At 70.6% G+C, this 11,223-nt stretch carries 10 protein-coding genes and 1 pseudogene; 6 read left to right on the top strand and 5 right to left on the bottom strand.

The window, feature by feature from the left end; translation table 11 throughout:
* The 3 genes from ACWGKT_RS47665 to ACWGKT_RS47655 all read right to left on the bottom strand — a co-directional run.
* A partial coding sequence (locus ACWGKT_RS47665; protein WP_453278687.1) for an alpha-amylase family glycosyl hydrolase occupies window positions 1–1,047 on the bottom strand: 1,047 nt, incomplete at its 3' end.
* Window positions 1,044–3,047 carry an alpha-1,4-glucan--maltose-1-phosphate maltosyltransferase gene (locus ACWGKT_RS47660; RefSeq protein WP_453278686.1) on the bottom strand — a complete coding sequence of 668 codons (2,004 nt, stop codon included), beginning with the start codon at window positions 3,045–3,047 and terminating at the stop codon, window positions 1,044–1,046. The genes ACWGKT_RS47660 and ACWGKT_RS47665, both read right to left, overlap by 4 nt.
* A gap of 69 nt (window positions 3,048–3,116) precedes the next feature.
* Window positions 3,117–3,416, bottom strand: a complete 300-nt coding sequence (locus tag ACWGKT_RS47655; RefSeq protein WP_453278685.1) for a DUF5133 domain-containing protein — start codon at window positions 3,414–3,416, stop codon at window positions 3,117–3,119.
* Window positions 3,417–3,721: 305 nt separating this feature from the next.
* Between ACWGKT_RS47655 and ACWGKT_RS47650 the strand changes: the two genes are divergently transcribed.
* The gene (locus ACWGKT_RS47650; protein ID WP_453278684.1) at window positions 3,722–4,234 is read left to right on the top strand and encodes a pep a2; all 513 of its coding nucleotides are present in this window, start codon (window positions 3,722–3,724) and stop codon (window positions 4,232–4,234) included.
* A 23-nt stretch (window positions 4,235–4,257) separates the two neighbouring features.
* Window positions 4,258–6,567, top strand: a complete 2,310-nt coding sequence (gene glgX / locus ACWGKT_RS47645) for a glycogen debranching protein GlgX (protein WP_453278688.1) — start codon at window positions 4,258–4,260, stop codon at window positions 6,565–6,567.
* Between the two features lie 4 nt (window positions 6,568–6,571).
* Here the strand turns inward: glgX and ACWGKT_RS47640 are convergent, their stop codons facing one another.
* Window positions 6,572–7,381 (bottom strand): VOC family protein, encoded by an 810-nt coding sequence (locus ACWGKT_RS47640; RefSeq protein ID WP_453278683.1) that lies wholly within the window; start codon window positions 7,379–7,381, stop codon window positions 6,572–6,574.
* A gap of 124 nt (window positions 7,382–7,505) precedes the next feature.
* Between ACWGKT_RS47640 and ACWGKT_RS47635 the strand changes: the two genes are divergently transcribed.
* The gene (locus ACWGKT_RS47635) at window positions 7,506–7,838 is read left to right on the top strand and encodes an ANTAR domain-containing protein (RefSeq protein WP_453278682.1); all 333 of its coding nucleotides are present in this window, start codon (window positions 7,506–7,508) and stop codon (window positions 7,836–7,838) included.
* Window positions 7,839–7,885: 47 nt separating this feature from the next.
* Here the strand turns inward: ACWGKT_RS47635 and ACWGKT_RS47630 are convergent, their stop codons facing one another.
* Window positions 7,886–8,677, bottom strand: a complete 792-nt coding sequence (locus ACWGKT_RS47630) for an RNA polymerase sigma factor SigF (protein WP_453278681.1) — start codon at window positions 8,675–8,677, stop codon at window positions 7,886–7,888.
* A gap of 275 nt (window positions 8,678–8,952) precedes the next feature.
* Here ACWGKT_RS47630 and ACWGKT_RS47625 point away from each other — a divergent pair, with 275 nt between their 5' ends.
* The 3 genes and pseudogenes from ACWGKT_RS47625 to ACWGKT_RS47615 form a co-directional block, all read left to right on the top strand.
* Complete coding sequence (locus ACWGKT_RS47625; protein ID WP_453278680.1) at window positions 8,953–9,417, top strand: MarR family winged helix-turn-helix transcriptional regulator; 465 nt, start codon at window positions 8,953–8,955, stop codon at window positions 9,415–9,417.
* The gene (locus tag ACWGKT_RS47620) at window positions 9,414–10,298 is read left to right on the top strand and encodes an ABC transporter ATP-binding protein (protein ID WP_453278679.1); all 885 of its coding nucleotides are present in this window, start codon (window positions 9,414–9,416) and stop codon (window positions 10,296–10,298) included. Before ACWGKT_RS47625 ends, ACWGKT_RS47620 begins: the two co-directional genes overlap by 4 nt.
* Window positions 10,258–10,890, top strand: a pseudogene (locus ACWGKT_RS47615) (ABC transporter permease); the annotation flags it as partial. The gene ACWGKT_RS47620 and the pseudogene ACWGKT_RS47615, both read left to right, overlap by 41 nt.
* Window positions 10,891–11,223 lie beyond the last annotated feature (333 nt).

Raw genomic sequence — 11,223 nt, 5'->3', positions numbered from 1 at the left:
GTACTCGGCCCACATGTAGTCGCGTTCCTCGTCGGTGACCATTTCGAGGGTCAGCTCGTCGTGGTTGCGCAGGAAGATGCCCCACTGGCAGTTGGCGGGGATCGCGGGGGTCTTGGCGAGGATCTCCGAGACCGGGTACCGGGACTCCCTGCGCACGGCCATGAAGATGCGGGGCATGACGGGGAAGTGGAAGGCCATGTGGCACTCGTCGCCGCCGGACTGGTAGTCGCCGAAGTAGTCGACCACGTCCTCCGGCCACTGGTTGGCCTCGGCGAGGAGCACGGTGTCCGGGTACAGGGCGTCGATCTCGCGGCGCACCCGCCTCAGGAACGCGTGGGAGGCCGGGAGGTTCTCGCAGTTGGTGCCCTCGGCCGCGTAGAGGTACGGCACCGCGTCCAGCCGGTAGCCGTCGATGCCGAGGTCCAGCCAGAAGCGGAGGGCGGCCAGGATCTCCTCCTGCACGGCCGGGTTCTCGTAGTTGAGGTCCGGCTGGTGGGAGAAGAAGCGGTGGAAGTAGTACTGGCCGCGGACCGGGTCGTAGGTCCAGTTGGAGGCCTCGGTGTCGACGAAGATGATCCGCGCGTCGGCGTACTTCTTGTCGTCGTCGGCCCACATGTAGTAGTCGCCGTACGGCCCGTCGGGGTTCTTGCGGGACTCCTGGAACCACGGGTGCTGGTCGCTGGTGTGGTTCATGACGAAGTCGATGATGACGCGTATGCCGCGCTGGTGGGCGGCGTCGACGAACTCCACGAAGTCGGCCAGGTCACCGAACTCCGGCAGCACGGCGGTGTAGTCAGAGACGTCGTAACCGCCGTCCCTGAGCGGCGACTTGAAGAAGGGCGGCAGCCAGAGGCAGTCGACGCCGAGCCACTGCAGGTAGTCGAGCTTGGCGGTCAGCCCCGAGAGATCGCCCACTCCGTCGCCGTCGCTGTCCTGGAAGGAGCGCACCAGGACCTCGTAGAACACGGCGCGTTTGAACCACTCCGGGTCCCGGTCCTTTGCCGGAGTGTCCTCGAAGGTGTCGTGGACGGGCTCGTTGACAGTCATGAGGCTGTTGACCCTCCCGTGTGCGGTGAGGCGGACGATCGCTGGATGTGGAGCACGTGCGCGGGTCGCCGACCCGGTTCGAGGCGCACGTAGTTGGTCCTGCCCCAGTGGTAGGTCTCACCCGTCAGCTCGTCGTGCGCCGAGATGCCTTCGTGCCGGTCGAGGCCGAGTTGCGGCATGTCCAACGAGACCGTGGCCTCCTGGGTGTGGTGGGGGTCCAGGTTGGCGACCACCACGACCGTGTCGTCGCCCGTGCGCTTGCTGTACGCGAGTACGGCGTCGTTGTCGGTCGGGTGGAAGCGCAGGTTCCTGAGGTGCCGCAGCGCGGGATGCCGGCGTCGGACGGTGTTGAGCTGGGTGATGAGGGGGGCGATGCTGCGTCCCTCGGCCTCGGCGGTGGCCCAGTCGCGGGGTTTGAGCTGGTACTTCTCGGAGTCGAGGTATTCCTCGCCGCCCTCCCTGAGGGGGGTGTTCTCGCACAGTTCGTAGCCGCTGTAGATGCCCCAGGTCGGCGAGAGGGTGGCCGCGAGTACGGCGCGGACCTCGAAGGCGGGCCGGTGTCCGTGCTGGAGGTAGGCGTGCAGGATGTCCGGGGTGTTGGCGAACAGGTTGGGCCGCATGTACGAGGCCGCCTCGCCCGACAGCTCGCTCAGGTACTCCGTCAGTTCCTGTTTGGTGTTGCGCCAGGTGAAGTACGTGTACGACTGCTGGAAGCCGATCTGGGCCAGCGTGTGCATCATCGCCGGCCGGGTGAACGCCTCCGCCAGGAAGATCACGTCCGGGTCGGTCCGGCCGATCTCGGCGATCACCCGCTCCCAGAACACGACGGGTTTGGTGTGCGGGTTGTCGACCCGGAAGATCCGCACCCCGTGGTCCATCCAGTGCCGCAGCACCCGCAGCGTCTCGGCGATCAGGCCGTCCATGTCCGCGTCGAACGCGATCGGGTAGATGTCCTGGTACTTCTTCGGCGGGTTCTCGGCATACGCGATGGTGCCGTCGGGGCGGTGGTGGAACCACTCGGGGTGTTTGTGCACCCAGGGGTGGTCGGGGGAGCACTGCAGGGCGAAGTCGAGGGCGACCTCCAGGCCCAGCTCCCGGGCCCGGCCCACGAAGTGGTCGAAGTCCTGAAGCGTGCCCAGGGCGGGATGGACCGCGTCGTGGCCGCCCTCGGGGGAGCCGATGGCCCAGGGCACGCCGACGTCGTCGGGGCCCGCGTGCAGGGTGTTGTTGCGGCCCTTGCGGAACGTGCTGCCGATCGGATGGATCGGGGGCAGGTAGACGACGTCGAAGCCCATCCGCGCGATGGCCTCCAGCCGCCGGGCGGCAGTGCGGAAGGTGCCGTGCGGCTGCTCGACGGTGCCCTCCGAGCGCGGGAAGAACTCGTACCAGGCGCCGTACAGGGCACGTTCACGCTCCACCAGCAGCGGCAACGGCTCCGAAGCGGTCACCAACTCCCGCAACGGACACCGCGCGAGCACCTCGCCCACCTCGTGCGAGAACGCCGCCGCGAGCCGGGTCCGCAGGGCCATCGAGTCGTCGCCCAGGGCGCGTGCGGCCTCCAGCACGACGTCGCGCTCGGGGCCCTCCGGCACTCCGGCGGCCGCCCGGGCGTGGAGTTCGGCGCCCTCCTCCAGGACCAGTCCGGTGTCGATGCCCGCCGGGATCTTGACGCCGGCCGTGTGGCGCCAGGTGGCCACCGGGTCGCTCCAGGCCTCCACGCAGTACGTCCAGCGGCCCGTCGCGTCCGGTGTGACCTCGGCGCCCCAGCGGTCGCTGCCGGGGGCGAGTTCGCGCATCGGCGTCCACGGGCCCGGCCGGCCCTCCGGGTCGCGCAGCACCACATTGGCGCCGACGGCGTCATGGCCTTCGCGGAAGACGGTGGCGGTGACCTGGAACGTCTCGCCGACAACCGCCTTCGCCGGACGCCTGCCGCACTCCACGGCCGGCCGTACGTCGCGTACCGGAACGCGGCCGACGACCGGAGTCGAACCTGAACTCATGGGTCTCACCTCCACCGTGCGCGAAGCCGGGCCCCGGTCCCGGCTCGGAATCCGAACGTCGCCGGAAGGTCAGTGCCTCCCGGCCCTGGGGCGCCGGCCCTTCGGCGGAGCCCGCCGGACCGCGCCGCTGCCGCGGGGGAGGGCGCTCTGCTCCCGCAGGTACGTGCCCAACGTGCTGCGCAGATAGCGTTCGGCGGCGTCGGCGGCCTCCCGGGCACAGCGTTTGCCCATCAGCACGCAGAGCGTGTAGCCCGAGTCCTCGAACGTGGCGCGCACGGCACGGTCGGAGGGCGCGGCGAGCATCGCGCGCTCCCACGCCCGGTAACGCCGCAACTGCCGGGCCACTTCGGCCTTGGCGGGTAGCAGCATGGCCCTGTTCACCTTCCGACGGGCTCGACCGGGCTCGTTTCCCGACGGGCGGGTGGCGTCCGCGCGCGAAGAGGCACGACACCGTTACGGCGATCGAGGCATTTCACTCATGGTGCACGGATGACGACTCAGCGTCTTGTTGGTTCTTCAACTACCCCATGACGCTCTCGTGTTGCACGAATGGCGTAGTGCCCGCACTGTGGATCTGACTCAGAAGCGAGCAGCGCTCAACGCTCCGTGATCGGGGCCCACGCCCACGGGGACGAGCAACGAGCGGGAGCTTCGTCGGTGAGGAGCAAGCGACAATGAAGACCGCAGTGCCCTGCTACTACCACCTGGACGTGGAAGTCAGCCCCGAGCGGGTGGGACAGGTGAGCCGCATCCTGGCCGCCCATCTGCGCCACTGGGATCTCGACAATCTCGTGGTTCCCGTCTGCGGCGGCGCCGAACTGCTGCTGCGGGCCATCGACGAGCACGCGACGGACAAGTACACCTCGATCGAGATGTGGTGGAACGGCCAGCACCTCATCACCGCCGTCGGCGGCGATGACCGTGACCTCCGTCCCGACCAGGACCTGCGCACCTGCCTGGCCCATATCGCCGCGATGAGCGACGGCTGGGGCTGCTGCGCCTCGGACACCGGCAGCAAGATCATCTGGTTCTCGCAGCGCGCCCGCGCCGGCCAGCGCGTCCCGCTGGTCCCGACGGCCCCGGCGCCCAGCCTGCGCCACGTCCGCCAGGTGCCCCGGGACATGCCGCTCGCCGCACGGGCCTCCTCGGCGGGCGCGACAGAGCCCGCCCCGGAGGAGGCCCGGTGACGGCGTCGCCGAACCGGAAAGGGGTGCCCGTGTGGAGCGGGCACCCCTACCCGTTGGGCGCCGTCTTCGACGGGCAGGGCACCAACTTCGCGCTGTTCAGTGAGGTCGCCGAGAGCGTCGACCTCGTCCTGGTCGACGACGCCGGCACCGAGACCCCCGTCCCGCTGACCGAGGTCGACGGTTTCGTCTGGCACGGCTATGTGCCCGGGATCGGACCCGGCCGGCGCTACGGCTACCGGGTGCACGGCCCCTGGGACCCGGGCCTCGGCCACCGGTGCAACCCGGCGAAGCTGCTGCTCGACCCGTACGCGCGGGCCGTGGACGGGCAGATCGACAACCACGCCTCCCTGTACGAGCGCGCCCCGGGCGGCCCCTCCCCGGCCGACAGTGCCGGGCACTCCATGCTCGGCGTGGTCACCGACCCGTACTTCGACTGGGGCGACGACCGCCCGCCTCGGCGGCCCTACGCGGACACGGTCATCTACGAGGCTCACGTCCGCGGCCTCACCCGCACCCACCAGGACGTACCCGAACGGCTGCGCGGCACCTACGCCGCCCTCGCGCACCCGGCGGTGATCGAGCACCTGACCTCGCTGGGCGTGACCGCCGTCGAGCTGATGCCGGTCCACCAGTTCGTCCAGGACGGGATCCTCCAGGACCGCGGCCTGGCCAACTACTGGGGCTACAACACGATCGGCTTCTTCGCCCCGCACAACGCCTACGCCGCCTTCGGCACCCGCGGGGAGCAGGTCAACGAGTTCAAGGCGATGGTGAAGGCGCTGCACGAGGCCGGCCTCGAAGTCATCCTCGACGTGGTCTACAACCACACCGCCGAGGGCAACGAACACGGCCCCACCCTGTCCTTCCGCGGCATCGACAACGCCTCCTACTACCGCCTCGTCGACGGCGACTGGGCGCACTACTACGACACCACCGGCACCGGCAACAGCCTGCTGATGCGGCACCCCTACGTGCTCCAGCTGATCATGGACTCGCTGCGCTACTGGGTGACAGAGATGCACGTGGACGGCTTCCGCTTCGACCTCGCGGCCACCCTGGCCCGGCAGTTCCACGAGGTGGACCGGCTGTCGGCGTTCTTCGACCTGATCCAGCAGGACCCGGTGATCAGCCGCGTCAAGCTCATCGCCGAACCCTGGGACGTGGGGGAGGGCGGCTACCAGGTCGGCAACTTCCCGCCCCTGTGGTCGGAGTGGAACGGCAGGTACCGGGACGCGGTACGGGACTTCTGGCGGGCGGAGCAGGGCTCGCTCGGCGAGTTCGCCTCCCGGCTCACCGGCTCCTCGGACCTGTACCAGCACAGCAGGCGCCGGCCGCGCGCCAGCGTCAACTTCGTCACCGCGCACGACGGTTTCACCCTGCGCGACCTCGTCTCGTACAACGACAAGCACAACGAGGCCAACGGCGAGGACAACCAGGACGGCGAGAGCGCCAACCGCTCCTGGAACTGCGGCGCCGAGGGCGAGACGGACGACCCCGCCGTGCTGGAACTGCGCGCCCGCCAGCAGCGCAACCTGATGGCCACCCTGCTGCTGTCGCAGGGCATCCCGATGCTCTGCCACGGCGACGAACTGGGCCGCACCCAGCGCGGCAACAACAACGCCTACTGCCAGGACAACGAGGTCTCCTGGGTCGACTGGCGGCTGTGCGGCGACCAGCGTGCCCTGACCGACTTCACGCGGTACGTCATCGGGCTGCGCGCCGCCCACCCGGTCCTGCGCCGCCGCCGCTTCTTCGCCGGGGAGACCGCCACCCACGCCGGCCAGCCGCTGCCCGACCTGGTGTGGCTGCTGCCCGACGCGCGCGAGATGACCCGCCGGGACTGGCAGCGCCCCGACGCGCACTCGGTCGGCGTGTTCCTCAACGGCGACGCCATCGCCGAACGCGACGCGTACGGGCGGCGCGTGGTCGACGACTCGTTCCTGCTGCTGCTCAACAGCTACTGGGAGCCGGTCGACTTCCTCCTGCCGGACGACTCCTACGGCGACCGCTGGACCACCCTGATCGACACCGCGGACCCCGAGGGGCTCCCGGACGAACGGGAGCGCAAGGCGGGCACCCGGCTGAGCGTCGAGGCACGCAGCCTGGTGCTGCTCTCCCGGCCGTCCCGCACCGGCGACCGGCCGTCCCGCGGCACCGAACGGCGGTCCCGCGCCGGGGACCGGAAACCCGGTGCCGGAGACCGGCCGTCCCGCGGCGACGACCGGCCCTCCCGCGCCGGCGGCCGCCCCTCCCGCACCGGAGACCGGTCGTCCCGCGGCGGCGGCCGGTCCTCCCGGGCCGGTGACGGGGCGTTTCGTACCGGCGACGCGTAGGAGGTCAGCGTTCGCGGCGCGACGTCACCGTGAACTGTGCGCCGTCGGGGTCGCGCAGTACGGCCTCCGCCTCGGCCTCCCTGAGGACGCTGCCTCCGTGCTTCTCCGCGGCGCGCGCGCAGGAGGCGATGTCGTCCACGGCGAAGTGCACCTGCCAGTGCGGCCGGACCTCCGGGTCGGGGGCCGCCTCGACCGCGCCCGAGTCGATGCGGGCCACGACGTCGCCCTGGCTGCGCAGCACCACCTCGCCGCCCTCGTACTCGACCTGGCAGCAGCCGGTCCGCTCCGAGGCCCAGTCGAGGATCTCGCCGTAGAAGAGGGCCGCGTCGAAGGCGTTGCGGGTGTGCAGCCTTATGAAGGTGGGAGCCGCCTGCCGCCAGGCCTCCCAGTTGGAGATGAGTTCCCCCTCCCAGATCCCGAACGTGGCTCCGTCCCGGTCGGCGAGCAGCGCCGCCCGCCCCGGCGGGAAGGACAGCGGACCGACCGCCGCCGTGCCGCCGCGCTCCCGGGCGCGGGCCACGGCCTCGTCGGCGTTCGGCACGGCGAAGTACGGCGTCCACGCCACCGCCATCTGCCACATGGCGGCGACCGCGGCGATCCCGGCGACCGGTACACCCCCCGCCAGTGCGATCCGGAAGTGATCACCGAGCTTGGCGTTGCGCCATCGCCAGCCCAGTACGGCCCCGTAGAAGTCCTCCGTGGCCTGTAGGTCACGGCTGGTCAGGCTCACCCAGCAGGGGGCGCCGAAGACGGAGTGGGTGGAGACGACGTCTCGCTTCTTCGCGCCACTGCGGGCAGGGGTGTCGTGATTCATGTCAGTGCGTCCTGTGTCCGATGCCGGTGGCCACCGGTCTGTCACCAGTGTCCAACCGCAAACGCTCCGAGCGCCTGCCGAGTACCCCGGTGGCACTCGGCCGGACGAGTGACACGATGGATGAATGGGCGACAGCGAGACGGAGCGCAACAGCGAGACGGAGCGCATCTTCGAGTTGGAGGAAGAAGTCGACCAGCTGAAGGAGGCGGTCGTCTCCCACGCCGTCGTGGACCAGGCGATCGGGATGATGGTCGCGTTGGGCCGAGTGACGCCCGACCAGGGCTGGTGGGTCCTCAAGGAGGTCTCCCAGCACACGAACGTCAAGCTGCGCAACGTCGCGGAACTGATCCTCATCTGGGGGCGCACGGGGGACATGCCCCGGGACATCCGGGCCGAGCTCGAGGGGGTCCTCGACCGGCACGGGCCGACGCAGGTCCCGGGGGCGCCGCAGGAGTGACGCCCGGCGGGGGTCGAGGCCGAGCAGGGGCCGAGCAGGGGTGAGGCTCAGCTCGTCTCGGTGAGCAGCTCCTCGCGCAGCCGGTCGAAGCAGCCGCTGAGCAGCCGGGACACGTGCATCTGCGAGATGCCGAGCTGCTGGGCGATCCGGCTCTGTGTCATGCCACGGAAGAACCGCAGGTAGAGGATGGTGCGTTCACGCTCCGGCAGCGCCTGCAGACAGGGCTTGACCGCCTCCCGGTCGACGACGAGGTCGTAGCCCGCGTCGGGCCCGCCGAGCGCCTCGCCCAGGGCGTAACCGTCCGTGTTGGGCATCTCCGCGTCCAGGGACAGCGTGGTGAAGCACTCCAGGGCCTCCAGGCCGGTCCGTGTCTCCTCCTCGGTCAGCTGCGCGCGCTCGGCGATCTCGGCGACGCTGGGCGCGCGGCCCGAAGTCGTCTGGGCCAGCTCCTTGGCGGCCGAGCGGACCCGGTTGCGCAGGTCCTGGACCCGGCGCGGCACGTGCAGGGACCACATGTGGTCACGGAAGTGGCGTTTGATCTCGCCGGTGACGGTCGGCACCGCGTACGCCTCGAAGGCGCGGCCGCGCGTCGGATCGTAATGGTCGACGGCTTTGACCAGTCCCAGGGCGGCCACCTGGTAGAGGTCCTCAAGGGCCTCGCCGCGGCCGCGGAACCGTACGGCGATCCGCTCGGCCATCGGCAGCCAGAGCCGGACCACCTCGTCCCGCAACGCGTCGCGCTCCGGACCGGCCGGCAGTTCGGCCAGACGCTCGAACGCCTCGGCCGTGTCGGGGGCGTCGTCATGCGGGTGGGGCTTCGTTCTGGTGGTGGTACCCATCGTGGGTGGCCACCTCCCTCAGCAGGTGCTGGATGGACAGACACCATGGGAGGCGCGCGCTGGGACCGTACGGAAAGGCACCCGGGGCGCCCGGCGGACCGGCTCCCACGGACGTGCCTCCTGTCCGAAGCACTTGTCTTCACCTTCCCTGCGTCGAACGTATCAAAACAAATCACCCGAAATAGTGACGAGACACCAGCGATGACGGCCCTTTTGACCGCCTTTTGGTGTCCTCTTGGGATGAATTACCTCTCAAGCAGAGGTAATTTTCCAGTGTGGACCCACGGGAGCGGGAGGCCCTGCCCCAGCAGCTGGCCGACACCCTCGTCGGCATCCAGCGGGTGATCCGCCGCCGGCTGCGCGGCGGGCTGACCGCGCCCCGGCTGCGCGGCGCCGAGGTGGAACTGCTGCGCCTGGTCGAGGCCCGGCCCGGCATCGGCGTCTCGGACGCCGCCAAGGAGCTGTACCTGGCGGGCAACTCCGTGTCGACCCTGGTCAACCGGCTGGCCAAGGCCGGCTACCTGGTCCGGGAGACCGACCCGGCCGACCGGCGCGCCGCCCGACTGGAGCTCACCGACGCGGCACGCGCCCGGCTGGGCGACTGGCAGCGGCGCCGGGCGGCCCTCGTCGCCCGGCACGTGTCCCTGCTCGACGAGGCCGAGCGAGAGGCCCTGCATGCCGCCCTGCCGGCCCTGCGCAAGCTGGCCGTCACCCTGCACGAGGAGGCCGAGGAACCATGACGAGCGACACCACGGGCCCGGCCCCGACGACCGACGCCGCGGGCCCGGCGGACGCCGTCTCCTGCACCGGGCTCGCCTACGCCTTCGGGCAGACCCGGGCCGTGGACGGTCTCGACCTGTCCGTGCGGCAGGGGGAGGTCTTCGGGCTGCTCGGGCCCAACGGGGCCGGCAAGACCACCGCCATCCGCTGCATCACCACGCTCCTGCCCATCCCCGCGGGCATGGTCCGCGTCTTCGGCCACGACGCCGCCGGGGACCGCATGGCCGTGCGCCGCCTGCTCGGGTACGTCCCGCAGCAGCTGTCCGCCGACAGCGGACTGACCGGACGGGAGAACGTCGCTCTCTTCGCCCGCGTCTTCGACGTCCCCCGCCGCGAGCGCGCCGCCCGCGTCGCCCAGGCGCTGGCCGCCGTCGGCCTCGCCGACGCCGCCGACCGGCTCGCGGGCACCTACTCCGGCGGTATGGTCCGCCGGCTGGAACTGGCCCAGGCCCTGGTCAGCGCGCCCCGCCTGCTGATCCTCGACGAGCCGACCATCGGCCTCGACCCGATAGCCCGGACGGGCGTCTGGGAGCACATCAAGGCCGTCCGCGCGGTCACCGGCATGACGGTCCTGGTCACCACCCACTACATGGACGAGGCCGACCAGTACTGCGACCGCGTCGGCCTGATGCACCGCGGCCGCATCCGCGCCCTCGGCACCCCCGGGGAACTGCGGCAGGGCCTCGGCGCCCGCCGCCGCGCCGAGGGCGCCCCGGCCACGGACGCGCCGCCCACGCTGGAGGACGTCTTCCGCGACGTCGCCGGCAGCGGTCTCGACGAGAAGTCAGGAGATTTCCGCGATGTCCGAAGCACCCGTCGCACCGCCCACCGCGTCGGCTGACCCGGCCCCCAAGGACGGCACGGACCTCCTCGTACGGCCGCCCATGCCCCGCGCGGGCTGGCGGCTGCTGCCCGCCCGGGTCGTCGCGATGTGCGCGGTGGAACTGCAGAAGCTGCGGCACGACCGCACCGAGCTCTACACCCGGGCGGTGCAGCCCGCCCTGTGGCTGCTGATCTTCGGCCAGACCTTCACCCGGATCAAGGCGATCCCGACCCGCGGCATCCCCTACATCGACTACCTGGCGCCCGGCATCATCGCCCAGTCCGCGATGTTCATCGCCATCTTCTACGGCATCCAGATCATCTGGGAGCGGGACGCCGGCATCCTGAACAAGCTCCTCGTCACGCCCACCCCGCGCTCGGCGCTGATCACCGGCAAGGCCTTCGCGGCCGGGGTGAAGGCGCTGATCCAGGCGGTCGTCGTGGTCCTGATCGCCGCCCTGCTCGGCGTGGCCCTCACCTGGAACCCGGTCAAGCTGCTCGGCGTCGCGGCGGCCGTGATCCTCGCCTCCGCCTTCTTCTCCTGCCTGTCGATGACCATCGCCGGCATCGTCCTCAGCCGCGACCGCCTGATGGGCATCGGGCACGCCATCCCCCCAAACCCTCTCTGCCGTCAGCGCCCATCCCCATCGGCCGCTTGACGGCAGGGCGATCTTGCATAGCTATCGAATCTCATTAAACTACTCGCGACCAGAGGAAAGACCGGGAGTAGCCGCTTCCGGATAGCAGTATGTCGACCTTGAAGCCGAGGCAGAATTTCAGCTGCTAAGGTCCCGCGGCCCCTGCTGTCGGGCACAAGGAGTCATACCCCCTGCGACTCCTCCCGACTGTTACCGGTAGTTCGTTAAATCCGGCGATAGAGGTCAATTCCGTGTCCGGTGGTGACCGCGTCGATCAGGGCCTGGAGCTCGGCGGGTGGGTCTGTG

It is taken from the genome of Streptomyces sp. NPDC054794, assembly GCF_053611585.1.
Note: the sequence above shows the minus strand (reverse complement) of the source record. Positions and strands in the feature narration are given on the sequence as shown.